At 68.5% G+C, this 22,231-nt stretch carries 23 protein-coding genes; 12 read left to right on the top strand and 11 right to left on the bottom strand.

Features of this window, described 5'->3' with window-relative positions:
• Positions 1-61 precede the first annotated feature (61 nt).
• From AC3ITN_RS02650 to AC3ITN_RS02640, 3 genes are read right to left on the bottom strand one after another with little or no spacing between them, the layout of a single operon-like run.
• Complete coding sequence (locus tag AC3ITN_RS02650) at positions 62-469, bottom strand: VOC family protein (RefSeq protein ID WP_489391994.1); 408 nt, start codon at positions 467-469, stop codon at positions 62-64.
• Positions 470-485: 16 nt separating this feature from the next.
• Positions 486-911 carry a VOC family protein gene (locus tag AC3ITN_RS02645; protein ID WP_489391993.1) on the bottom strand — a complete coding sequence of 142 codons (426 nt, stop codon included), beginning with the start codon at positions 909-911 and terminating at the stop codon, positions 486-488.
• A gap of 28 nt (positions 912-939) precedes the next feature.
• The gene (locus AC3ITN_RS02640) at positions 940-1,359 is read right to left on the bottom strand and encodes a YciI family protein (protein WP_489392863.1); all 420 of its coding nucleotides are present in this window, start codon (positions 1,357-1,359) and stop codon (positions 940-942) included.
• A 209-nt stretch (positions 1,360-1,568) separates the two neighbouring features.
• Between AC3ITN_RS02640 and AC3ITN_RS02635 the strand changes: the two genes are divergently transcribed.
• Positions 1,569-1,943, top strand: a complete 375-nt coding sequence (locus AC3ITN_RS02635) for a YciI family protein (protein ID WP_489391992.1) — start codon at positions 1,569-1,571, stop codon at positions 1,941-1,943.
• A 21-nt stretch (positions 1,944-1,964) separates the two neighbouring features.
• On the opposite strand, the gene AC3ITN_RS02630 is transcribed toward AC3ITN_RS02635, so the two are convergent.
• Entirely contained in the window at positions 1,965-4,049 is a 2,085-nt protein-coding gene (locus AC3ITN_RS02630) for a gluconolaconase (RefSeq protein ID WP_489391991.1), read from the bottom strand.
• A gap of 142 nt (positions 4,050-4,191) precedes the next feature.
• On the opposite strand from AC3ITN_RS02630, the gene AC3ITN_RS02625 reads away from it, so the two are divergent.
• Positions 4,192-5,706: a hypothetical protein gene (locus AC3ITN_RS02625; protein WP_489391990.1), complete on the top strand. Its 1,515-nt coding sequence runs from the start codon at positions 4,192-4,194 to the stop codon at positions 5,704-5,706.
• Positions 5,707-5,721: 15 nt separating this feature from the next.
• Here the strand turns inward: AC3ITN_RS02625 and AC3ITN_RS02620 are convergent, their stop codons facing one another.
• Complete coding sequence (locus AC3ITN_RS02620) at positions 5,722-6,495, bottom strand: lytic transglycosylase domain-containing protein (protein ID WP_313347948.1); 774 nt, start codon at positions 6,493-6,495, stop codon at positions 5,722-5,724.
• Positions 6,496-6,781: 286 nt separating this feature from the next.
• Between AC3ITN_RS02620 and AC3ITN_RS02615 the strand changes: the two genes are divergently transcribed.
• From AC3ITN_RS02615 to AC3ITN_RS02605, 3 genes are all read left to right on the top strand, one after another.
• A complete protein-coding gene (locus AC3ITN_RS02615) occupies positions 6,782-8,380 on the top strand; it encodes an EAL domain-containing protein (RefSeq protein ID WP_313347947.1) in 1,599 nt (532 codons plus the stop codon).
• A gap of 352 nt (positions 8,381-8,732) precedes the next feature.
• Complete coding sequence (locus AC3ITN_RS02610) at positions 8,733-10,343, top strand: ABC-F family ATP-binding cassette domain-containing protein (protein WP_489391989.1); 1,611 nt, start codon at positions 8,733-8,735, stop codon at positions 10,341-10,343.
• A gap of 316 nt (positions 10,344-10,659) precedes the next feature.
• Positions 10,660-11,031: a MerC domain-containing protein gene (locus AC3ITN_RS02605; protein ID WP_489391988.1), complete on the top strand. Its 372-nt coding sequence runs from the start codon at positions 10,660-10,662 to the stop codon at positions 11,029-11,031.
• Positions 11,032-11,396: 365 nt separating this feature from the next.
• Here the strand turns inward: AC3ITN_RS02605 and AC3ITN_RS02600 are convergent, their stop codons facing one another.
• Both AC3ITN_RS02600 and AC3ITN_RS02595 read right to left on the bottom strand, forming a co-directional pair.
• Positions 11,397-11,771 (bottom strand): hypothetical protein, encoded by a 375-nt coding sequence (locus tag AC3ITN_RS02600; protein WP_489391987.1) that lies wholly within the window; start codon positions 11,769-11,771, stop codon positions 11,397-11,399.
• A 287-nt stretch (positions 11,772-12,058) separates the two neighbouring features.
• Entirely contained in the window at positions 12,059-12,391 is a 333-nt protein-coding gene (locus tag AC3ITN_RS02595) for a hypothetical protein (protein WP_489391986.1), read from the bottom strand.
• Between the two features lie 111 nt (positions 12,392-12,502).
• Between AC3ITN_RS02595 and AC3ITN_RS02590 the strand changes: the two genes are divergently transcribed.
• Positions 12,503-12,928 (top strand): hypothetical protein, encoded by a 426-nt coding sequence (locus AC3ITN_RS02590; RefSeq protein ID WP_489391985.1) that lies wholly within the window; start codon positions 12,503-12,505, stop codon positions 12,926-12,928.
• Between the two features lie 366 nt (positions 12,929-13,294).
• Here AC3ITN_RS02590 and AC3ITN_RS02585 read toward each other — a convergent pair whose 3' ends face one another.
• Complete coding sequence (locus tag AC3ITN_RS02585) at positions 13,295-13,780, bottom strand: REP-associated tyrosine transposase (RefSeq protein WP_489391984.1); 486 nt, start codon at positions 13,778-13,780, stop codon at positions 13,295-13,297.
• 81 nt (positions 13,781-13,861) lie between these two features.
• A complete protein-coding gene (locus AC3ITN_RS02580; protein WP_489391983.1) occupies positions 13,862-14,674 on the bottom strand; it encodes a hypothetical protein in 813 nt (270 codons plus the stop codon).
• Positions 14,675-14,821: 147 nt separating this feature from the next.
• Here AC3ITN_RS02580 and AC3ITN_RS02575 point away from each other — a divergent pair, with 147 nt between their 5' ends.
• The 3 genes from AC3ITN_RS02575 to AC3ITN_RS02565 all read left to right on the top strand — a co-directional run bounded on the left by AC3ITN_RS02575 (position 14,822) and on the right by AC3ITN_RS02565 (position 17,170).
• Positions 14,822-15,208 (top strand): hypothetical protein, encoded by a 387-nt coding sequence (locus tag AC3ITN_RS02575; RefSeq protein WP_489391982.1) that lies wholly within the window; start codon positions 14,822-14,824, stop codon positions 15,206-15,208.
• 85 nt (positions 15,209-15,293) lie between these two features.
• Positions 15,294-16,136, top strand: a complete 843-nt coding sequence (locus tag AC3ITN_RS02570) for a class I SAM-dependent methyltransferase (protein ID WP_489391981.1) — start codon at positions 15,294-15,296, stop codon at positions 16,134-16,136.
• Positions 16,137-16,243: 107 nt separating this feature from the next.
• Entirely contained in the window at positions 16,244-17,170 is a 927-nt protein-coding gene (locus tag AC3ITN_RS02565) for a diguanylate cyclase domain-containing protein (RefSeq protein WP_489391980.1), read from the top strand.
• A 64-nt stretch (positions 17,171-17,234) separates the two neighbouring features.
• Here the strand turns inward: AC3ITN_RS02565 and AC3ITN_RS02560 are convergent, their stop codons facing one another.
• Together AC3ITN_RS02560 and AC3ITN_RS02555 are read right to left on the bottom strand one after the other, a co-directional pair.
• Entirely contained in the window at positions 17,235-17,411 is a 177-nt protein-coding gene (locus AC3ITN_RS02560) for a hypothetical protein (RefSeq protein ID WP_489391979.1), read from the bottom strand.
• Positions 17,412-17,522: 111 nt separating this feature from the next.
• Positions 17,523-18,335 (bottom strand): alpha/beta fold hydrolase, encoded by an 813-nt coding sequence (locus AC3ITN_RS02555; protein ID WP_489391978.1) that lies wholly within the window; start codon positions 18,333-18,335, stop codon positions 17,523-17,525.
• A gap of 222 nt (positions 18,336-18,557) precedes the next feature.
• On the opposite strand from AC3ITN_RS02555, the gene AC3ITN_RS02550 reads away from it, so the two are divergent.
• The 3 genes from AC3ITN_RS02550 (at position 18,558) to AC3ITN_RS02540 (ending at position 22,214) form a co-directional block, all read left to right on the top strand.
• On the top strand, positions 18,558-18,953 hold the full coding sequence (locus AC3ITN_RS02550; RefSeq protein ID WP_313347933.1) for a BlaI/MecI/CopY family transcriptional regulator: 396 nt from the start codon (positions 18,558-18,560) through the stop codon (positions 18,951-18,953).
• Complete coding sequence (locus tag AC3ITN_RS02545) at positions 18,950-20,509, top strand: M56 family metallopeptidase (RefSeq protein ID WP_489391977.1); 1,560 nt, start codon at positions 18,950-18,952, stop codon at positions 20,507-20,509. The genes AC3ITN_RS02550 and AC3ITN_RS02545 overlap by 4 nt, the downstream gene beginning before the upstream one ends.
• Before the next feature lie 163 nt (positions 20,510-20,672).
• Positions 20,673-22,214: a serine hydrolase domain-containing protein gene (locus AC3ITN_RS02540; RefSeq protein WP_489391976.1), complete on the top strand. Its 1,542-nt coding sequence runs from the start codon at positions 20,673-20,675 to the stop codon at positions 22,212-22,214.
• Positions 22,215-22,231 lie beyond the last annotated feature (17 nt).

Genomic DNA, 22,231 nt, shown 5'->3' with positions numbered 1-22,231 from the left:
AAGCGGCGGCGCGGTCCTGGGCGGCGGTTGACCGCCCTTGGTTGCCGGCCAGCGGCCGGCACTACGTCGGTTCGCCGTCCATGTGTGCCACTTCCCAGAGATGCCCGTCCGGGTCTTCGAAGCTGCGCTGGTACATGAAGCCGTAATCGCGGGCCGGCGTCGGCTCGCTGCCGCCCGCCGCCAGCACCTTCTCCAGGGTGGCGTCCACCGCGGCGCGGCTGGGCGAGGACAGCGCGAGGATCACCTGCGCCTGCCTGCGTGCGTCGCCGATGGGCCGGTTGATGAACGTGGCGAAGAACGGTTCCAGCAGCAGCATCAGCATGATGGTCTCGCTGATGTTGAAGGACGCCGCCTTGTCATCGGTGTAGGTCAGGTTGGGGGCGAACCCGAGCGCGGTGAAGAACGCCTTGCTCCTGTCCAGGTCACGGACGGGCAGGTTCACGAAGATCATCTGGGGCGTATCGGACATGATGGGGTTCCTGTGCTCAATAGGGCTTCATGCAGTTGACCATCCACGGCTTGCCGTAGCGGTCTTCAAGCATGCCCCAGCGCTTGGCCCAGGACGTCTCGCCGATCGGGAACGTCACCTTGCCGCCTTCGGACAGCGCCTTGAATACGCGTTCGGCCTCTTCCTCGGTCTCCACGTCGATGTTGATGGTGGTGCTGCCCTGACCCGGGGACGGCGGGCCATCGGCCGCCATCAGGATCGCGCTGCCCACTTCCACCTGGCTGTGCGCGATCAGGTTCGGATCGGCCGGGCCGGGGTTGTCACCGCAACCCTCCATGCCCTCGCTGGGTGGCATCTCGCTGTACTTCGTTTCCGAGGTGACGGTGCCGCCCAGCACGCCGGCGTAGAACGCCATGGCCTCGTGGGTCTGGCCGCTGAAGCTCAGGAAGGGAATCAGTTTCATGGAATTCTCCAGGGGTGTGATCAAAGAGTCAGTCGGCCTGGCCGATCTGGTCGCGCAGACGTTGTTCCCGCGCACGTAATTCGGGCGTGAGGGCATCGCCAAAATCGTCCACGGTGTAGAACGGACGGATCTCCACCACGTCGCCCGGAAGGAACGGGGCGCGCTTGAGCCATTCGGTGGCCTCATCCAGCGAACGCACCTGCCACAGCCAGAACCCGGCCACCAGCTCGCGGGTTTCGGCGAACGGGCCATCCATCACCTGCGGTGCCGCGCCGGTATAGGCGACCCGCCGGCCATGCCGGCTGGGCCGCAACCCATCGCCCGCCAGCATGATGCCGGCCTGCACCAGCTGCTCATTGAAGGCCCCCATGTCCCTGAACTGCGCCTCGGTGGGCAACTGCCCCGCCTCGGTGGCCTCGGTAGCCTTCACGATCACCATGACTTTCATCGGCATGTCCTGTCCACGGACCCGGTTGCCGGGCCCTTCACTGGTTACGACGCGCCAGTGGAATGAAAATCGACACGCCTGCCAAAAAATATTCCGATGCCGACATCCGTTGGCAAGAACGGCCTGAACAGGCACGCGACGCTGCACTGCAACAGCCCCGTCGCGCGGGCTGGGGCATCATGGCGACCCCCGCCCCCGCTGGAACGGCCATGCAATTCCTGCTGCTCATCTACATCGACGAAGGCCTGCTGCAGGCCCTGCCGGCCGACGAATACGACGCGCTGATGCGCGGCTGCCTGCAGCACGCCGACGCACTGCAGGCGCAAGGCACGTTGGTCATCGCCCAGCAGCTGGAGCCGGTCACCCAGGCACGCACCTTGCGCACGCGCCAGTCGCAGGCCCGCATCACCGACGGCCCGTTCGCCGAGACCCGCGAGCTTCTCGCCGGCTTCAACCTCATCAACGCGGCCGACCACGACGAGGCCATGCGCATCGCCCAAGGGTTCCCGTGGTCCCGCTACGGCAGCATCGAAGTGCGCCCACTGGCCGACATGGACGCCGAGCGCCAGCGCGTCGGCGCGTAGGGGCGGTTGTAGCTCGAGGCATCAAGGCAACAAGGTGACCTTCAACTCGCGCACCCCCACCCCCTCGTTCCCGCTGTAATCGCGCACACTGGCGCGGATGATGTAGTCCCCTGCCGGCAACGCATCCGGCTGCCAGCGCCCGGTGTCCACCCGCCCATCGCGCACCGTATTGGTCGCCAGGTAGCGGAAGCGCGTCACCGCGCTGCCATGCACCGTGATGCCGCTGTCCGGCGCATACGCCACCACCGTGGCGCTGTTCTCGCGCGGCATCCGGTTGAACACGATGTTGAAGCGCGGCTGCTCATAGCCCGTCAGCGGCGTGCCCGCCGCATCCAGGATCTGGTACCCCACCTGGTACGCACCCAGGCGGCGGCGTGGCAGGTTGCGGTCCACCTGGTCCCACGCCTCCACCACGATCTGCACGCCCGGGCCCTGGCGCGGCACCGCCACGCGAACGTCTGCCCCTGGCGACATGGGCTGGTCCGCATCATCCAGCAGCGCCACCTCGGTGATGCGCGGCGCGAACGTATCGGCATATCCCACGAAGCCCAGCGCCACCGCGTTGCGCTGGAAGCCGCCGGCACCCACGCTCAGGTGCACGTGCGCCATGCGATTGATGCTGCCCAGCGGTTCACCGGCCTTGAAGCGCGTGCCACGACGCACCCGCACGCGCTCCAGCTTGCCATCCAGGTCCCGCAGCTGCGGCCAGCGCGCATCGAACGCGCGGTCGCCCGCATCGCGGCCTACCTTCATATGGATGTAGCGCAAGCGATCCAGCGACAGTCCTTCGGCCTGCCCGCCGAGCGACCAGCTGGGAAACGGGCTGCTGACCTTGCCATCGGCAATCGCCAGCACCGTCTGCCCCACATCGCCACGGATATCGAAGCCGTCATGCAGGTGGTGGCGGCTCTCGCCACTGAAGGTGCCGCGCACTTCGCCCAACGTGCCAACCACTTCATGCCAGCCCAGCTGCGGGGCAAGCGGCCAGCGCCCACCGGTATCGGGCAGCGCGGCATCGGGCGCGGGGCCAACCAGCGCCGGTGGCGGCACGGCACCGGCAGCCAGCGCGCGCAGCCGGTGCACGCGGTACGACGCCGCATCCGACAGGTACAGCCCACCCTCCGCATCCAGCGCCAGCCCGCCCGGCCGCGAGAACCGCGGTTGCGACGCCACGCCGGTAAGGTCCAGCACGTGCCCAAGCGCGGACAGCTGCACCACCTTGCCGTCGAAATCGCTCACGTACACCACGTCGTCATGCGTGACCGCCAGCGCCAGCGGCCCGTTGATGACGCTGCCCTGGGCCAACAACGTATCCACCGTACCGTTCAGCGCGAGCCGCCGTATCGCCCCGTTGAACAGGTCGGCAACCAGCAGGTTGCCGTGCGAATCCAGCGCCAGTGCCACCGGTGTATCCAGCCGCGCCCCCACGCCCGCGCCGTCCACATTGCCGGGCGCGTCGCCACCGGCCAGCGTGCGCACCTGGCCATCGGGCTCGATCACGCGGATGCGGTCGTTCCAGGTATCGGCCACGAACACGCGTCCGCCGGCATCCACCGCCACGCCCATCGGTCCGTTGAAGCGCGCCTGCGCCGCCGGGCCATCCGCAAAGCCGGCACTGCCATCGCCGGCAATCGTGCTCACCGTTCCGTCGGTGCCAATGCGGCGGATCACGTGGTTGCCGGTGTCGGCCACGAACACACTGCCCGCCGCGTCGATGGCGATCGCCGACGGCGTATTGAACTGCGCCTGCAGCGCCGGCCCATCCCGCCAGCCCTCCCCCTGCCCGGCCAGCGTGTCCACGCGCCCGTCCGGGTAGACGCGGCGGATGCGGTTGTTGTCGCCGGCATCGGCCACGTACAGCACGCCTTGTCCATCCACGGCCAGCCCATACGGATCGGCAAAGCGTGCCTGCGCACCCGGACCGTCGCGCCAGCCACCCACGCCGTCGCCGGCCAGCAGGCTGATCTCCGGCGTCCAGCCCAGCGCCGTGGCGACCGGTCCCGGCGGCGCGGTCGGCGCGGCCGGTTCGCGCAGGAAGGTCCAGGCCAGTGCCGCCGCCATCAGCACGGCGACCAGCACCGCCATCGCCCATCGTCCACGCGTCATTGCTGTCCTTGCCTGCTGCCTGTTCGGGACACGACCTTAATCGCTCGCCGCCGCGCTGCAAACCCTTGCGCGATGGGCGCCGCTTGTGCCGATCCGTCGTTCCGGTTTCAATCAACGCCTACGCCAAGGAAGGAAACACCGCATGCGCTGCCGTTCCGGTACTGCTTTGATCGTGTTGCTGTCGCTCTGTGCCGCGCCCATCGCCGGCGCCAACGCGGCCGGGCACGGCAGCGTCGATGTCGCCCAGGAAGCGGCCGTGGCCATCGGGGGTTACCAGGACGCACTGGATGCCGCCACCGAGCAATGGCATCTCGGCGACACCTCGGGCGCACTGATCGCCTTCGAGCGCCTGCTCGCCGATCCGCGCCTGTCCATGCTCGACCCCGCGCGGCGCAGCGACACCTGGTTGTCGGCCGCCATCGTCGCCGGGCAGCAGAACCAGCAGGCACTGGCCGAAGAACGACTGCAGACCGCGCTGTCGATCAATCCGCGCAACGCATTGGCGCGCCTGACGCTGGCTGGCAATCAGCTCGGCGACAATCAGGTCGATGCCGCTGCCGACAATGTCATCCTTGCCTTGGACAACACCGAGGGCACGGCCGAACTCGACAAGAACATGGTCTGGCATCTGGACCGGTCGTTGAAGCATTCCCCGGCAAGGCGCCGGGCGTTGCTGCAGGCCCTGTTCGACCACGGCTGGAAGAGCGACGGCATCGAGCCGGCGTCCTTGTGGGTGTCCCTGGCCACGCTCCAGTTGGACGCCGGCCAGCAGGACAAGGTCGCGGCCACGCTGGAGCGCGTGGATGAACCCCTCGCGCTGGTGAAACTGCGCAGTGACAGGCGCTTCGACCGTTACGTGCAGCGCAGCGGGTCGCGCTTCGATCCCGAGGCGTCGGCACAGCGCCATATCGACCGGCTGCGGGTGGAAACGATGCTGTCGCCCGGCATCAATGACGTGGCGGTCCAGCTGAGCTACGCCCTGCTGGTTGCCGGTCAGCCACAGGAGGTCATCGGCATGACCCAGACGCTGGCCGATGTCGCAGCGAAGTCCACCACGCAGCCGAGCGAGGCGCAGGCACGCTCGGTGGGCTGGATGCTCGACGTCCGTGCCCGCGCCCAGCGCCAGCTCGGCCAGAGCGACGCGGCCGTCAACACCCAGATGCTGGCCGTCCGCATGGCCGAGCCAAGCGGCCTGTCCGACCAGCAGTTCGGCCTGGCCCATCTTTACATCTCACTGCATCGGCCGGCGCTCGCACGCCAGACCGTGAAGGACCTGGGCGACCTCAACGCCTACGGGGAAGCTGCCCGCCAGCTGATCGAACTGGTCGCCGCGCTGCAGCTCAAGGACGCCGCAGCCGCGCAGCGCGCGCGTGACGCCCTGTTCGCCCGCCGCGACGATGCCACCGCCCATTACATGGCCGCGCTGGTCGCCGATGGTCGTCTGGATGCGGCCGCTGCCGTGCTGGCCACCCGGCTGGCCGATCCTCTTGAGCGCGGCGACGCATTGCTGGAGCTTCAGGAATTGAGCATCTCACCGCTGCTGCCCGGCGAGCTTGAAACGCACGCCCGCTGGGAGCAGTTCGTGCAGCGTGCCGACGTCAAGGCGGCCGTGCGTCGGGTCGGCCGCATGGACAGCTATGCGCTGTACAACGAGTAGCGCGTGCGCCTGCGCCTAGCGCGCAGGCGTTTCCACCTTGAACCCCATCGCCTCGCGGTAGCGCACGTACAGCGCGCTCACCTTCTCCACGTAGGCCAGCGTTTCGGCATAGGGTGGCACGCCCTTGTAGCGCGTCACCGCACCGATGCCGGCGTTGTAGGCCGCTGCGGCCAGCGTGCGGTCGCCCTTGTAGCGTTTCAGCAGTGCCTGCAGGTAGCGCGCGCCGCCGTTGATCGACTGCTCGGCCGACAGCGGGTCGGCAACGCCCAGCTCGGTGGCCGTATCGGGCATCAGCTGCATCACGCCCTGCGCGCCCTTGGGCGACACCGCACCGGCGTCGAAGCCGCTTTCGGCATGGGCAATCGCGCGCAGCCAGGCGTCTTCCACCCCGGTGGCACGCGCGGCGGCCTTGAACTGTTTCGCATGGCGGTTGAGCTGCGGCGCGCCCACCTTGCCCAGCCCCTCGTGGGCCGGCTCGCCGGGCGGCGTGGACACCGTGAACTTCAGGAAGACCCGCGACCCGGGCAGGTTGCGCGTGGAGTAGACCAGCTCGCCATCCTGCTCACGCTCGTACAGCGTGCCGCTGAACACCCCCATGTTGCCCCACAGGTTGGGCGCCTGCACCGTGTTGTCATCCACCTGCTGCGGCGTGCATTTCGAGCCCGGCTCCGGCGCGGTGGCCAGGCTGACCGTGTTGCCCTGCACGCAGCGGTACACCGTGCGCGCCGCCGCCGTACCGGGCAGCAGCAACGGCAACAGGGCCAGCAAGGCAGGCAGGAAGGGCTTCATGGCTCCGGGGCCGCAGCGCGCGGCCAGATCGTGGGGTGGCGCGATCATCCGGCGCAGGGCGCGAACCGCAGGTGAATCCAGCCGGGGCCGGCGGCGCCGCCGCACGCCTCGTCGGCTTCACCTTGCCAATGCGACCTGATGCCGACACTGGGGAAAAGCCGACAGGAATCTACATGAAATCCTGTTCCCATTAGCCGGTCCAGATGGTGATATAGCGCTCACCCATGCATCGGCGGCCCTTCCTCGGTTGCCTGCCTCCCACGCCCAGCCAGGAATCGAGGTCAGCTTGAAGCGCGCCCGTACCATCGCCGCCATCGTGCTCGCCGCCCTGCTTGGGGCGGCATTGCCGATCCTGGTCGTGGTCTTTTTCACCTGGAGCCGCGGCCAGGATGCCGAACAGCAGCGCCTGCACCAGACCGCCGAACGCACCCTGCAGCGCGCGAACCGTGCCTACGAGGCCGGGCTGCTGGCGCTGCGCAAGCTCAACCAGGCCCCGGTGGCGGGGTGCTCGCCGGAGCACCTGCGGCTGATGCGGAGCCTGGCCCTGACCACGAACTCGGCCGAGCAGGTCGGTTACTTCGAGGACGGGCGCCTGCGCTGCACCTCGTGGGGCATGACCGAGGACGTCATCGCCGAGCCCTCCCCGGACCACGTCACCGCCGACGGCGCCACCCTCACCCTCGGGGTCCGCCCGGTCGCGGGTGACAACGCCTCCCTGCTCGCGCTGCAGCTGGGCCGCCACGACATCCTGATGGACCCGAACCGCTTCGTCGACGTCATCACCGATCCCAACGTCCGCCTTGCCGTGGCCACTCCTGACGGGCGGCTCATCGCCCAGCAGGCGCTGCCCGACCAGGACCTGTTGGAGGAGTTGCTGCGCGAGCCACACGACGGCAGCACCGCGCGCAGCCGGTATGCCACCGCGCAGGACCAGGAATGGCTGGCCATCGCCGTCGCCCCGCGCACCGGGCTGCTCACCAGCTTCCGGCAGCACGGCCTGCGGCTGCTGCCGCTGGGCGCGTTGGGCGCGGCGCTGGCCGTTGCGGCGGCCCTATGGTTGTCGCGCCGGCGCCTGTCGCTGCGCAACGAACTGGCCAGCGCCGTGCGTCGCCGCGAGTTCCGCATGGATTACCAGCCCATCATCGAGCTGGACACCGGCATCTGCGTGGGCGCCGAAGCCCTGGTGCGCTGGTCGCGCGCCGACGGCACCCAGGTGCGTCCGGACCTGTTCATTCCGGTGGCCGAGGAAACCGGCCTGATCGAAGCCCTGACCGACCACGTGATGGACCTGGTGCTCAACGACATGCGCGAACTGCTGGTCCACGACCGCAGCGCGCACATCGCCATCAATCTTTCCGCAGGTGATGTCAGCAGTGGTCGGGCCCTCAAGGTCCTGTCCGGCAAGCTCGTCGGCACCGGCATCCATCCACAGCAGCTCTGGCTGGAAGCCACCGAACGCGGCTTCATGGACATCCAGGGCGCCCGCACCTCGCTGGCCGCCGCACGCCGCGCCGGGCACTGCGTCGCCATCGACGACTTCGGTGTGGGCTACTCCAGCCTGCAGTACCTGCAGCAGCTGCCGCTGGATGCGCTGAAGATCGACAAGTCCTTCATTGATTCCATCGGTACCGACAGCGCCACCAGCCCGGTCACCTCGCACATCATCGACATGGCCAAGACGCTGGGCCTGTTCACCGTTGCCGAGGGCATCGAGACGTCGGCGCAGCTGGCCTACCTGCAGTCGCGGCAGGTCGAATTCGGCCAGGGCTGGTTGTTCTCCCGCCCCTTGCCGGCGCCCGAATTCGTCGCCTTCCACGAGCTGCGTCGCAAGCAGTACGGCAAGGCGCCCGAAGACATGCGCAACCCCAACAGCATCGAAGAGTAGAGCCACCCCGCGCCCCATGACCATCGGGCGCCATTCCCCTGGACGCGTCGCCACGCGCCCGGGCCTGTCCGCATCGGCAAGGGGCATGGTTTTGTCGGGTGTCTGCTCTTCCATCAGACAGCGCAAGCCCGCCATCGAGACAGCCACCCATGGGGTGGCTCTACGCCGCAGGCGACGCGCTATTCAACCGTTCATCGCTCCACGCCACCCGCGCCCTATACTCCCCCCGCGGCATCCAGCCGCCCCCGTGATGAGGTATGCCTACATGCGCCATTGATGCCGCCGTCGTTTGACGGCCAGTCTCCTTCCCGCCCTGTCCGCAGGGGGAGTCGTTGGCATCCATGGAGGTCGCATGACCGCATTTTCCCTCACGCTCGACCGCGTGACGTCCACCCTGCCCGACGGCCGGGTGTTGTTCTCCGAGCTTTCCGCAACGTTCGACACCACCCGGGTTGGCCTGGTGGGCCGCAACGGCGTGGGCAAGAGCGTGCTCGCCCGCCTGCTCGCCGGGCACCTCGCACCTGCCGCTGGCCACGTGCAGCGGCAGGGCCACGTGCACCTGTTGGCCCAGCACAGCGGCGTCATTCCTGGACGTATCGCCGACCTGGCGGGAGTCGCCCCGCTGCTCGACGCACTGGCCCGGATTGAAGCCGGCCACGTCGACCCGGCCGACTTCGCCACGGTCGGCGATCGCTGGGATATCCGCGAACGGCTGCACGCGCAGTGGCAGCGCCTGGGTCTGCCGGCACTGGACCCGGCACAACCCGCCGCACGCCTGAGCGGCGGCCAGGCCATGCAGGTGGCGTTGGCGGGTGCCTTGCTGTCCGACGCCGACGCACTCGTTCTGGACGAGCCCAGCAACCACCTGGATGCCGCGCATCGCCAGCGCCTGATCGACGCCCTCGCGCAGTGGCGCGGTGGCCTCATCGTGATCAGCCACGACCGTGCGCTGCTGCGCCAGATGCAACGCATCGTCGAACTCGGTCCCGCCGGGCTGCGCAGCTACGGCGGCAGCTACGACCTGTATGCAGAACAGAAGCAGGCCGAGCAGAGCGCCGCCGAAGCAGCACTGCTCCTGCGCAAGCGCGAGCGTCGCCAGGAGCAGGCCGCGCTGCGCGACCAGCGCGAGCGGCTGGAGCATCGCCAGTCACGTGCGCAGCGCGACGCGCGTACCGCCAACCAGGCGCCCATCCTGCTCGGTGGCATGAAGAACCGCGCCGAGCATAGCGCCGGACGCATGCAGGCCCAGCAACTCGCACGCCGTGCAGTGGCCGACCAGCGCGTGCGCGATGCAGCGGCAGACATCGACGACGCCGTCCAGATCGCCATGCTCGGGCCCCGGCTGGCCGCACCTGGCCCGCAGCAGGTCGCCGAGCTTTCCAGCGTGCAGCTGCCGTGGGTCCAGGCCCCGTGGCAGCACATCGACCTGCGCATCCAGCGGGGTGACCGCATCGGCGTGCGCGGCCGCAACGGCAGTGGCAAGTCCACCCTGCTGCGCGTACTGGCTGGCGAGCTGACGCCGCTGGCCGGCCAGGTCAACCGCGCGGCCAGCGTTGCCCTGCTCGACCAGCACCTGTCCGCGCTGCCCGCGCACGAGACCGCGCTCGGCCTGTTGCAGCGGGCCAACCCACCCGCCAGCGAAGCCAGCCTGCGCACCCAGCTGGCCCTGCTCGGGCTGGACGCCGGCCGCAGTCTGCGTCCGCTGTCCACGCTCAGTGGCGGCGAGCGGGTCAAGGCCGCTCTGGCTGCAGTGCTGTACGCGCAGGCACCACCGCAGTTGCTGGTGCTCGACGAACCGGGCAACCATCTCGACCTGTCATCGCTCACCGCCTTGGAGCAGATGCTCAATCAGTACCCAGGCAGCGTAGTAATCGTCTCGCACGACCAGGCGCTGCTCGACGCCGTGCAGTTGACCCACCTGCTGGATGCAGACGAGGACGGCTGGCAGCTGCGCCGCCTCTGACACTGATGACGCCGATGACACCAATGACGCCGACGACGCGCGCGTCAGCATGCGCCCGACCCCCACCCTATGGGGGTCGGCGGTGCAACTGCAGATGGTGCTCTCGCTGACGCCGCACGCCTCACGCCTGACGCCTGACGCCTGACGCCTGACGCCTGACGCCTGACGCCTGACGCCTGACGCCTGACGCCTGACGCCATCAACGCTGCGCGTGCTCCCTCGGCCCGGCAAGCCCCCATCCAGTCAGGAAGGCGAAAGGTTCGACGTCCACTCAAATGTTACTCTATAACACTTCGAGTTCCTGACCCCCGCGCCCATGAAGACCACCTCCGCCCTGCTCGACGCCGGTGCCATTGCCCTTTCCAGCCTGTGCCTGCTGCACTGCCTCGCCCTGCCGCTGCTTGCGGCCGCATTGCCGCTGATGGGCGTCTGGGCCGAGGCCGAATGGGTCCATGTGCTGTTCGTCGCCATCGCCGCACCCACCACCGGCTTCGCCTTATGGCGCGCCCACCGCCAGCAGCGGCTCCCCGCCGCCGCGTTCCTCAGCGCAGCCACCGGCCTCCTGCTGCTCCTGGCAGGCGCCGCAGGGTGGCCCACCCACGACGCCGAAACCCCCATGACAGTGGTAGGCAGCCTGCTGCTGGCCGCCACTCACCTATGGAACGCCTGGCGCCGCCACCGCCACTGAAGCGCAGCCGAGCCACACCTGGCTGCCAGCCCGCCCATCCCGTAGAGCCACGCCCTGCGTGGCTGAAAGCCCGACCAACCCGTAGAGCCACGCCATGCGTGGCTGAAAGCCCGACCAACCCGTAGAGCCACGCCCTGCGTGGCTGAAACCCCGACCAACCCGTAGAGCCACGCCCTGCGTGGCTGAAACCCCGACCAACCCGTAGAGCCACGCCCTGCGTGGCTGAAAGTCCGACCAACCCGTAGAGCTACCCCGTGCCGCTTGTCCAACGGGCGCCGGTTCGATGCACGCGTCGCCATGCGCGCGAAGCCTGCCGCTGTCTCCGGACGTGACTCACGCGTGGCTGCACCAACGAACAACGCCTGCTATTCGTCCAGAACTTCACCATCTGGCCCGTACTGGGTTGAGATGCCGCATACCCAGGCACTGGACGCGCCAGTGAAGTAGATCTCGCCGTCTTGTTGGGGGAGCAACCCACCCGCTGCGCAATACGCATTGTGATATTCATTGGTCCCGTCGCTTTGATCATGGTAGTCATACCGAAAGCTGTCCTCACCGATGGGTTGCAGCCGCTGCTCGATCCACACAATCTCGCCCTGCACGTCGGGCATCTGGCTCGTTCTCACAATCAGATGCCTGCCTGATCCGTCAATCTCTGTCCGCTCGAATGGACCGCCGTTCTCGGCGGCAATGCCCGACAGTGGCAGGCACGCCATGAGCGCTATTGCGAGAGTCTTCATCTGATTCTGCATCTCCAGTGGAAGGAGCATGCAGTCTGTTTACCCGGATACTCTCGTGCTGTGCCCTCGATACAGAAACGGCACCGCTATGGAAGATTGTTCTTATCCTTCTGAGCCATTCGCTTGATGCTGCCAATGCGCGTCGGATATGCCGGAAGACGCGCAGCCAGGCATGAATCACGTCCCGAGACAGCGGCACTTTTTGCGCGCATGGCGATGCGTTCATCGAACCGGCGCCTGTCGATCAAACGGCGCGGTCTGGCTCTACGGGCGGCGCGGCAGAGTCATCACAGCCGCAACAACATCCCCGCCAGGAACAACAGCAGCGGCAGCGCACTGATGATCGCGCCCACGATGCCCACCCATGGCCAGCGCTCGCGGCGCACCCGCGAACCCATGGTCAGCAGCAGACCCAGCACCGAAGACGCCAACACGCCGACCGATACACCGGCGTTACCGACCAGCAGCCGGCCCACATCCGGCGAGGCCTGCGACGTTGCATACGCCATGGCCAGCAGCGCCGGTGCCACCAGCCAACTGCAGGCACCCAACAGCGGCCAGCGTTGCCCGGCACCGGGGGAAGCGGGTTTCGATGGGGGGTGAGCGGTGGGTTGCGACATGGTCGTGCTCCGTAGGTCTCCCAACCGTACACCCAACCCCACATGTACACACGGCCTCGGCACGCAGCGGCGCACCATGGCGTCAGACCTGTCCCTGGGGGGGACCCATCGATGCGTACCATTCCGTTCCTGTTGCTGCTGCCCGGCCTGCTGCTGCTAACCTCCTGCCGCGATCGCGACACCGGCCCCGGCGTGTTCTCCTCCGACCCGCTGCTCGGCTGCTACGCCACCCACCCACGCAAACCAGCCGAGTTCCGCATCGAGCAGGAGCAGGGCGTGTACTTCGTGTCCTTCAACCGCGACGAGCAATGGCAGCGCGACACGACGCCGCTGCAGGTGTCCTCGCGCGCCGACATCGCCCGCTTCTTCAACGACGATGCCGACCAGATCAACAAGGCGCTGGTTCGCCCCAACGGGGGCTTCGGCATCTTCCACTTCAATCCCGGCGCCACCCTCAAGGGCAAGGCCAAGGACAGTGACTACATGGCGCTGGTCCTCATCGGCGCCGGGCCGGTCTTCCAGGTCGCCTGCGGCTAAGCGCCGCACCCAGGGCACGTGCCTGCGGCGAGCCCCGGATGTGCAACTGTGGCCTTGGTTTCCCCGTCGGCGCGTACCCCCAACGCACCTCCCCCAAGACCGGCAGCGGTCCGCGCCAACGTGCGCATCCGCGTCCCACTCCCCCGTGCTGCCGGGCCCCGCAGGAAGCAGCAGCCCCCTGGGCATCCCGCGCAGCTCCAATGCGCACCGCGCCAGCCCCCGGCGCAGCCGTCGCCTGCAGCGCGCGCAGGCGGCCGCGTGCTGACGCGTGCGCAAGCGGGCGCAGCGTCCTGCGCCCCTGCAGCATCCACCCCAACCGCGTGCCGGCCATGCAGCATGCCCACCGCGGCACTCGCCTGCCGTATTTCAGCATGGCGCTCCCTCCGCACCGTTGCGGCGGTGAATGGAGCTGTACGGCCACTCGGCGGCCTCGCGCACCAGCCCATGCTTCACAGGGTTCTGGTGCACATAGGCGATGTGGCGCTGCACGTCTTCGGCATCCACCAGCCGGTGCTCGCGGAAATCGTTGTGCCAGAGCGGCCGCGTGCAGCGGTCGCGGCGCACCATGGCGCGCGGTGGCTGGCCGGGCAGCTGGCGATCGAACACGGCCTGGATCTGCAGCCAGCGGCGATGCCCGTCCTCGTCGCCCGCCGGCAGCGTCCATACGCCGTGCAGGTGGTCGGGCAGCACCACGATGGCATTGACCCGGAACGGTCGGGCCTGCTGCGCCACCCGGAAGGCCAGGCGCAACACCTGGGCCTGTTCGACCAGCAGGCGGCTGTGGTGATCGCGCAGGTGCGCACTGAAGAAGTACGCGCTGCCGGGTTGCCAGGTGTGGTTGTCGGTGACCATGCGCGCAGTGTGCAAATCCGCGCAGATCGCTGCGATCAGCCCAACCCCTGCACAGACGTCGGACCGCAGCCCAATGAAGGGTCAGGTTCCCTTCGACGCCCGCCTGCAGTCCTGCACGGCCGCATGCTCAATCGTGCTGGCCAGCGCAGTTGACTCATCACGGCCCAGACGGACAGCGGCGGATGATGCCGGCGGCAACAGCCGCCGCAGCGCATCGCTGACGGGCACCGACCAGTTCTGCGGTGCACGCTCCCCCTGCGCCGGTTGCTCGCCCAGCACCCATGGCAGCATCAACAACTTCTGCGAGCTGGAGGTGATCACCTTGGGCGGCCCGGTGTCGTACTCGATCACCACCCGCATCGTCGGGTAGTCATCGGTCCAGAAGCCATGCACGTAGTAGTCATCCAACTGCGCACGCAGCGCGCCACCCTGCAGGCGCGAATGTATTCTGTTGCGGATCTGGTCCGCACTGCAGCCCGGCACGCGTTCGCGCGACACTCCGGACGCATGCGCCAACACGGAAGCGGGACGCACGCGGCGCGCCACCACCTGCACCGCGCGCTCGCGCGGCCACGCTGGGGCCGACAACGCCCACAGCAGTTCGCCGACGCGCTGCGCAGGGACCGTAGCAGTTGCAGGGCTCACGCCCTCAAACGTCGTGCCGCTGGACGTGCGGGTGTAGGTCCGCTGTGACGCACCACGTTGCAGGCGGTGCACTTCGTCCGTGTGGCCCCAGCCATCGTGTGTGTAGCGGATCTCCACCGCGCGCACGTTATGTACCGATACCGGTGAGGCTGCACCCGGCGGTACCGTGCAGGCGGTCATCAACACGGCCGGGATCCAGGCCAGTACCCAGGTGATATGGCGAAGCAGGGTGTGAGCGAGTGCGGGCATGCACGCATTCTAGGCGCGCCCGGCAGTGACGTGCTCCGCAGTGTTGGCATCTTCAATGGCGCCGATCCCTGCGGCTGGAATGGCGCGCACGGCGCGGCAAGACGGGCGTGGCCAGACTGGCCGCCATCGCATCGACCGGAGTTCGCCATGTTCGCCCTGCTGCTGTACCTGTTGTCCACCGGCACGGGAGAGCCCTTCCCGCCAGGGTTCAGTGACCGCCCCGGAATGGGTGCGGACGGAATCCCGGTGGTGATCCGAACGGGGCTCTGGCCGGACTTCCAAGGCCGGCACGCCTGGGTGGAACAGGTGCTGCTGCCCAACCCGGACGGCTCCTTCACCTACCAGTTCGCGCGCCAGACGCGTGCCACCCGCATGTACCACGCCACCTGGTGCGGCTACCGCGGACTGCATGCCGACGAGGCCGAGCTGACCACCAGCGGGCCCGGCACCTACGGCGGCTGGAGCTGCGCGGCAACCACCCTGTCGCCTGCGCGGCGCGCCGCCGGGCTGGCCCACCCCACCGAGCCTCCCTGACTCAGCCCACCACCCATCTCGGGTACGATGCCCACCCCTCCTACCTGTCGGCCGGCTGCCCTGCAGTACGGCCCGCCCCGATCCCGTGCCCCATTACACCGGCCCCCTGCTTACCCGTTCCCTTGCCGAAGCCCTGGTCCGCGCGCGCGACAGCGGCGCAGGCGAATGGAGCGGCTCGCTCGACCTGGCGCGCTCCACCGGCACCGCCGTGCTGGGTGCGGAGCGCTGGCAGTGGAAGGGTGAAACCTACGCCTACCCGGGCAAGACCCGGGACCGCACCCTGTACTACTGGGATGGCGAGGAATTCTCGGCGGTGTCGCGGTTCGGCTCGGCGCTGATCAAGCTGGTGCCCACCGAGTGGGATGCGCCCACCTTCGAGATCGACGGCATCAAGATGCTGCCCAGCGCGCAGGTCTCGCCGTTCGAGGATGCGCGCCGCAAGGTGGCGCTGGTGGCGCCGGCCGGCAAGACCGTCCTGGATACCTGCGGTGGGCTTGGCTACTTTGCCGCGTGTTGCCTGGAGGCCGGCGTGACCCGCATCCAGTCGTTCGAGAAGAATCCGGACGTGCTGTGGCTGCGCACGCTCAACCCGTGGTCGCCCGACCCGGACGCGGCCAGCAGCGGCGGCCGGCTGTCATTGACCCAAGGTGATGTATCCGAAGCCATCGAAGGTCTGGAGCCCCGTTCGGTGGACGCCATCCTGCACGACCCGCCGCGCTTCGGCATTGCCGGCGAGCTGTACTCGCAGGTGTTCTACGATCAGCTGGCCCGGGTGATCCGCGCTGGCGGGCGCATGTTCCATTACACCGGCGCGCCCAACAAACTCACCAGCGGCCGCGACGTGCCGCGCGAAGTGGCCAAGCGCCTGGAGAAGGCCGGCTTCAAGGCCGAGCTGGCGCTGGACGGGGTGCTGGCCGTCAGGCGCTGACCCCGCGCGCAGATGAACCATGCGCAGCGCCTCCACCACGGCTTAACCAGCCTGCCAGGCGCCTGACCTAGGCTAGGCATCGGCCCCACGTTTTTTCAGGAACCTGCATGAGTCCGAGCCCCACCGCCGTCGACGAGAACGAGCGCCAGCGCGCCCTGGATGCGCTGCACATCGTGGGCAGCCTGCCCGAGCCCGCCTACGACGACATCGTCAAAGTGGCCGCAGCCGTCTGCGGCACGCCGATGGCGCTGGTGACCCTGATCGACCGCGACCGCCAGTGGTTCAAGGCGCGCACCGGGCTGGAAGGTGTACAGACCGAACGCAACATGGCCGTCTGCGACCACGCCATCCGCGAGCCGTCGCGCTTGATGGAGGTCGGGGATCTGTCCCTGGACGACCGCTTCGTCGACAACCCGCTGCTCAAGGACATCGACGCCCGCTTCTATGCCGGCATGCCGCTGGTGACCGACACCGGCGCAGCTGTTGGCGCGGTGTGCGTGCTGGACGTCAATCCGCGCGAGCTCAGCCCGCTCCAGCGCGATGCACTGCAGGCGCTGGCCCGGTTGACCATGACCCTCATGGAGGGACGTGGCCGCGAGCGTGAGCAGGCCGTGGCGGCGATTCTGGAACAGGGCGTGGTGGAAGAGACCGCCGCCGCACCTGACGCTGCCGGCGCATACACCGTTGTGGTGCTGGAACTGCAGGATCTCTCCGCACTCGCCCAGCGCCTCGGCGACCGCGCCTTGGATCGACAGCTGCAGCAGCTCGACCAACAACTGGAGCAGTGCCTGCAGCCGGCGCGCGGCGACAGCATCAACCGCGTTACCGGCAGCGGCGAGTTCATTGCGGTGCTGGGCAGTTCGGATGCGGGCGACACGCTCGCCCGGCTCGAACAGGTGGCCCGTGAAACCAGCCAACGCCTGCAGGTCGCGCTGTTGCTGGGCGCGGCGTCGACCACCACGGCCGAGGCCACTACCGCCGTGTTCCTGCGCGCCGACCAGGCACTGAGTGCCGCCAAGGACGCGCTGCGCTGATCAGGCGTTGCAGCACCAACGGGCAACGATGCGGTGGGAATGCCACACCGCATCGCCTTCAGCATCAGTCGCTGCGCGGCAGCTTCGCCGCCCACATGTTGTCCACCAGGTTCGGATACGCGCGCCCATTTTCCTCGGCGCGCTGCCGCGCTGCATCCTTCTGCAGCTGCGACATCGGCTGGCCCTTACCTGTCTTCTTCGGGTTGGGCTTCTTCCAAGGCGGTGCAGCCGTCTTACGCATGCAAGCTCTCATCGTTCCAATTGCGCGGCGCCACGCCCCACGTAGCCGTGACGCCACGTGATACGTGGCGGTAGAGCCACGCCATGCGTGGCCGACGGAGAAGGCGCCCGCCTACTTTGCCAGAAACGCCACCAACGCCGCATTGAACTGCTCGGGGTGGCTGGCATTGCACCCATGCGGCGCATCCTCCAGCACCACCACCTCGCTGCCGGCAATGGCGGCATGCGTGCGCTTGCCGGAGCCCTCGAACGGTACCGTGCCATCACTGTCACCGTGCAGTACCAGCGTCGGCACCGTCACCTTCTTCAGATCCTCGCGGAAGTCAGTGGTCCCGAACGCCTTCATGCAGCCCAGCGCAGCCGTCTGGTCGGACTGCTCGCACAGCGCGATCGCTTCCTGGCGCTGCTTCTCGCTGACCTTCAGTTCTCCCTTGGCACTGAAGAAATCCGTGGTGAAACCATCGAAGAACGTGTCGCGATGATTCTGCAGGCCCAGGCGCATCTGCTCGGCCTTTTCCTCGGTGAGCGGGCCGTCGGGATTGTCAGCCGTCTTAAGCAGGTACGGCGGCACCGCAGCGGCAAAGACCACGCTGCGCAGGCGCTGCTCGCCATGGTTGGCGATGTAGCGCGCCACTTCGCCGCCGCCCATCGAGAAGCCCACCAGCGTCGCATCACGCAGGTCCAGATCTTCCAGCACACCGGCCAGATCGTTGGCCAGCGTGTCGTATTCGTAACCGTCGGCTGGCTTGTCCGAACGGCCGAAGCCGCGGCGGTCGTAGGACACCACGCGGTAGCCCGCGGCCTTCAGCACCGGTACCTGCGCCTTCCACGATTCGGCGGACAGCGGCCAACCATGGATGAGCACCACGGGGCGGCCGGTGCCGCCAGTGTCTTCAACATGCAGGCGAACGCGGGGTGCAGTCATGGGACAACCTCGAGTGTGCAAAAAGGAGCGTTGACCATAGACAAGCCGCTGCACCGCACCCGTGAAAATATCCGCCCCTGCGATGACGTCACGTGCACACCAAACCCGTGCGGCCGCGCAACCCGGCCTGCCACCGACGGCCCATTACTAATTACATAGTTGACACCCTGAACCCGGCGGGCGCAGGATGCGATCATCAACTAACGAACCAGTAGACAGCCCATGGCCCGCCCGCCCTCGCCCACTCTCACCGATTCCGAGCGCCGCATCCTCGAAGTGCTGTGGAAGAAGAAGGAGGCCTCCGTGCGCGAGGTGGCCGACGAGCTGTCCAGGAAGAAACCGGTGGCCTACACCACCGTGCTCACCATGTTCAAAGTGCTCGACAAGAAGGGCCTGGTGACCCATCGCAGCGAGGGCCGCGCCTTCATCTACAGCGCCGCCATCAGCCGTGGCGAAGCGCGCAAGCAGGCGCTGGAAAACCTGCTCAAGTCGTTCTTCAACGATTCCCCCAACGTGCTGGCCCAGCACCTCATCGACGAACACGCCATCGACGCCGACGAACTGCAGGCCCTGCAGAAGCGCGTGGAGGATGCCGCCCCCTCGAGGAAGCCCAAATGAGCGTGCACGGGACCGAACTGCTGGCCACCTTCGCGCTGCAGCACCTGTGGCACAGCGCCCTGTTGTTCGCACTTGCCGCACTGCTGGTAGCGCGCGCCCGGCTGAGTGCCGAAGTACGCTCCTGGCTGCTGTGCGGCGCCTTCGCGCTCGCCGCCGTTTCCCCGCTGCTGGTGCTGCTCCCCGCACCACCGCACAACACGGTGGCCCCCACCGTCGCACTGCCTGCGCAAACGGCGCCCACCACCCTACAGTCATCGCAAGCCGCGCCTCCGGTTGCGCCGGCCGTTGGCCAGCCCTCCGCAACCCCAACCTCAACCTCGCTGCTGCAACAAGGCGCCGCCCTGGTCTGGCTGCTCGGCACCGTGTTCGCCCTCCTGCAACTGCTCCGTGGCGCGTGGCAGGCCAACACCCTGCACCGCACGTCCCGCCCCGCACCGGCCTTGCACGCCCTGCTGGGCCGCGAGCTGCCCTACGGCAGCACGGTGGCACTGTCCGACACCGCCTCCGGCCCCATGGTGGTCGGCCTGCTCGCCCCGCGCATCCTCGTCCCGTCGCACCTGGCCACCACGCTGGCACCGGCCGCCCTGCGCGACCTGCTGCTGCACGAAGCCGCCCACATCCGCCGCAACGACCTGTGGATGGCGGCGGCACAGCGCGCGGTGCTGGCCGTTTACTGGTGGAGCCCGTTCCTGCGCCTGCTCGGCAAGCGCCTCGACCTTGCCCGCGAGATCGCCTGCGATGCCCGCGCCGCCGCACAGGGCGACAGCGGCCGCAGCTATGCAGATTCCCTGCTCACCGGCATCGCCGGGCTGATCAACACCCCGCCACGCGGTGCACCGTTGGCGGTGGCCATGTCCGGCAGCCGCAATGGTCTGTCCCAGCGCATCGACAGCCTGCTGAGCCTCGACACCCGCACCACCGCCTGGACCACCCGCATCGCCTGGAGCGCGCTGTGCGGGCTGGCACTGGTTGCGCATGTCAGCGTCACCGTCGCCGCCACCCCGCGCCTGGGCACTGCTCCCGTACGCATCGTGGATGAAGAAGCTGCGCGCACGGTGTCGCCGCAGGCAGAGCGCCTGCTCGATGCCGCCGCCGCAGGCGACGTGGCCGAAGTGCAGCAGCTGGTGCAGGCCGGTGTCGCCGTGGACAGCGCCGTGCGCGGCGATGGCACCGCATTGATCAGCGCCGCACGCAACGGCCAGCTCGCTACCGTGGATGCCCTGCTCACCCTTGGCGCGCAGCCCGACCTGCAGGCCACCGGCGACGGCAACCCGCTTATCGCCGCCGCCCGCCACGGTCACCTCCCGGTGGTGGAGCGGCTGGTGGCCGCCGGCGCCGACGTCAACCGCATCGTGCCCTTCGATGAAACGCCGCTGATCAACGCCGCCCGCTCCGGCGACGTGGCCACCGTGACCTTCCTCATCGACCACGGTGCCGACGTCAACCTGGGCGTGGTGGCCGACGCCGGCCAGTGGCGCTCGCCACTCAACCAGGCGCGCAACCCGCGCGTGCGCGAGACCCTCGTGCAGCGCGGCGCCATCGCCGGCCGGCGTTAACCCCCAAGGCGCGTAGCGCCCCACCCGCAGCCCCCACCCGGTGACCGGCAACGGTCACCCACGGCCCACTGCTGCCTGCCGATCCGCAGGCCCACCCCGCCTTCCCCACGGCGTGCACCCGCACGTCTCCGCTTCGCCCTGCCCAAACCCTGAGAGGCCCCGCATGGACCACGCCCCCACCTCCCGCCCCGCGGCAGCGGTCGTCCGCACCCTGTGCACCGCGCTGGCGTTGCTGCTCACCGCATCGGCCTACGCTGCCGACCGCGAAGACACCGCCATCCAGGCCGCGCTCGCCAACGGCCTGCGCCCCACCGTGCTGCCGCCGAATGTCGCGCTACCGCACTGGTCGCTGCAGCAGCGCATGGCCCAGCACCACGTGCCGGGTGTGGCCATCGCCGTGTTGCGCAACGGCACGCTGGTGCACAGCGCCGGCTACGGCACCCGCCAGGCGGGCACCCACGATGCCGTGAATGCAGACACCCTGTTCTCGGTGGGCTCGGTGAGCAAAGTGGTCACCGCCGCCACCACCCTGCGCCTGGTGGCCGACGGCACACTCGCACTGGACCAGGACATCAACGGCTACCTGCGCAGCTGGAAGGTACCGGCCACCCCAACCGTGCCCGCCCCGCAGCTCACCCTGCGCATGCTCATGTCGCACACCAGCGGGCTGGGCGTGCATGGCTTCGCCGATTACCTGCCCGGCGAGCCGCTGCCCACCCTGGTGCAGACGCTGGATGGCATTGCACCGGCCAAGAACAAGCCCATCCGGTTGAACCACACCCCGGGCCAGCGCGGTGACTATTCCGGCGGCGGCGTCATGGTGGAACAGCAGGTGCTGGAAGATGCGACCGGCCAGCCGCTGGACGCCATCGCACGCACGCAGGTGTTCGTCCCCTTGGGCATGCAGCGCAGCCGCTACAGCGACCCGCAGCCGGGCACCGACAACATCGCCAAGGCGCACGACGGCGACGGTGCGCTCACTGCCCTGCCGCGCGGCTGGCAGTCGTTCCCCGAACAGGGTGCCTCCGGCCTGTGGACCAGCGCCAACGACCTGGCCGCGTTCGTGGCCGCGCTCACCGCCAGCTATCGCGGCCAGGGCAGCTTCCTGCCGCGTGCCATCGCCACCGACATGATGACCGAGGTCTCCCCCAGCTGGCACGGGCTCGGCCCGCGCCTGGACGGTACCGGGCAGACCCGCATCTTCCACCACGGCGGCTCCAACGACAGCTACCGCGCGTGGATCGAAGGCTACCTGGACACCGGCGATGGCTTCGTGATCCTCACCAACGGTGAGAACGGTGCCGAGCTCGCCGCCGAGATCCGCAATGCGCTCTCCGATGCCATCGGCCGTGGCGTGAACCCGCCCGTGCGCACGGTGGCGCTGGACCTGCGTGACGCCCGCTATGCCGACTACGCGGGTGTCTTCGAACGGGATGACGCCATCCCCATGGACCAGCGCCGCGCACTGGCCGACATCTTCGACATTCCGACGCTGCAGGTGAAGGTCGCCAATGGCGAAGTGCGTGTTGGCGTAGCGGGCACACCGCGCGACGGGCAGGTGCTGCCGCTCACGCCGAACCGGTTCGTGTCACCGGATATCGATGGGCTGCAGATCGAATTCCATCGGGATGGGCGCGGGCAGGTGAATGCGCTGAGTGTGGTGCATGGGGAAGGGCGGGCGCGGTATGTGCGGAAGCGGACGTGACCGCTGAAAGCGCAGGG

It is taken from the genome of Stenotrophomonas sp. KH_036_B (assembly GCF_057839485.1).
Note: the sequence above shows the minus strand (reverse complement) of the source record. Positions and strands in the feature narration are given on the sequence as shown.

Excerpts from the sequence above, each read along its gene's own strand:
- AC3ITN_RS02555 (WP_489391978.1), bottom strand. The coding sequence starts at position 18,335 with ATGACTGCACCCCGCGTTCGCCTGCATGTTGAAGACACTGGCGGCACC.
- AC3ITN_RS02560 (WP_489391979.1), bottom strand. The coding sequence starts at position 17,411 with ATGCGTAAGACGGCTGCACCGCCTTGGAAGAAGCCCAACCCGAAGAAG.
- AC3ITN_RS02600 (WP_489391987.1), bottom strand. The coding sequence starts at position 11,771 with ATGAAGACTCTCGCAATAGCGCTCATGGCGTGCCTGCCACTGTCGGGC.
- AC3ITN_RS02645 (WP_489391993.1), bottom strand. The coding sequence starts at position 911 with ATGAAACTGATTCCCTTCCTGAGCTTCAGCGGCCAGACCCACGAGGCC.
- AC3ITN_RS02605 (WP_489391988.1), top strand. The coding sequence starts at position 10,660 with ATGAAGACCACCTCCGCCCTGCTCGACGCCGGTGCCATTGCCCTTTCC.
- AC3ITN_RS02550 (WP_313347933.1), top strand. The coding sequence starts at position 18,558 with ATGGCCCGCCCGCCCTCGCCCACTCTCACCGATTCCGAGCGCCGCATC.
- AC3ITN_RS02590 (WP_489391985.1), top strand. The coding sequence starts at position 12,503 with ATGCGTACCATTCCGTTCCTGTTGCTGCTGCCCGGCCTGCTGCTGCTA.
- AC3ITN_RS02635 (WP_489391992.1), top strand. The coding sequence starts at position 1,569 with ATGCAATTCCTGCTGCTCATCTACATCGACGAAGGCCTGCTGCAGGCC.
- AC3ITN_RS02540 (WP_489391976.1), top strand. The coding sequence starts at position 20,673 with ATGGACCACGCCCCCACCTCCCGCCCCGCGGCAGCGGTCGTCCGCACC.
- AC3ITN_RS02630 (WP_489391991.1), bottom strand. The coding sequence starts at position 4,049 with ATGACGCGTGGACGATGGGCGATGGCGGTGCTGGTCGCCGTGCTGATG.
- AC3ITN_RS02565 (WP_489391980.1), top strand. The coding sequence starts at position 16,244 with ATGAGTCCGAGCCCCACCGCCGTCGACGAGAACGAGCGCCAGCGCGCC.
- AC3ITN_RS02620 (WP_313347948.1), bottom strand. The coding sequence starts at position 6,495 with ATGAAGCCCTTCCTGCCTGCCTTGCTGGCCCTGTTGCCGTTGCTGCTG.
- AC3ITN_RS02625 (WP_489391990.1), top strand. The coding sequence starts at position 4,192 with ATGCGCTGCCGTTCCGGTACTGCTTTGATCGTGTTGCTGTCGCTCTGT.
- AC3ITN_RS02580 (WP_489391983.1), bottom strand. The coding sequence starts at position 14,674 with ATGCCCGCACTCGCTCACACCCTGCTTCGCCATATCACCTGGGTACTG.
- AC3ITN_RS02650 (WP_489391994.1), bottom strand. The coding sequence starts at position 469 with ATGTCCGATACGCCCCAGATGATCTTCGTGAACCTGCCCGTCCGTGAC.
- AC3ITN_RS02585 (WP_489391984.1), bottom strand. The coding sequence starts at position 13,780 with ATGGTCACCGACAACCACACCTGGCAACCCGGCAGCGCGTACTTCTTC.
- AC3ITN_RS02610 (WP_489391989.1), top strand. The coding sequence starts at position 8,733 with ATGACCGCATTTTCCCTCACGCTCGACCGCGTGACGTCCACCCTGCCC.
- AC3ITN_RS02640 (WP_489392863.1), bottom strand. The coding sequence starts at position 1,359 with ATGAAAGTCATGGTGATCGTGAAGGCTACCGAGGCCACCGAGGCGGGG.
- AC3ITN_RS02595 (WP_489391986.1), bottom strand. The coding sequence starts at position 12,391 with ATGTCGCAACCCACCGCTCACCCCCCATCGAAACCCGCTTCCCCCGGT.
- AC3ITN_RS02545 (WP_489391977.1), top strand. The coding sequence starts at position 18,950 with ATGAGCGTGCACGGGACCGAACTGCTGGCCACCTTCGCGCTGCAGCAC.
- AC3ITN_RS02575 (WP_489391982.1), top strand. The coding sequence starts at position 14,822 with ATGTTCGCCCTGCTGCTGTACCTGTTGTCCACCGGCACGGGAGAGCCC.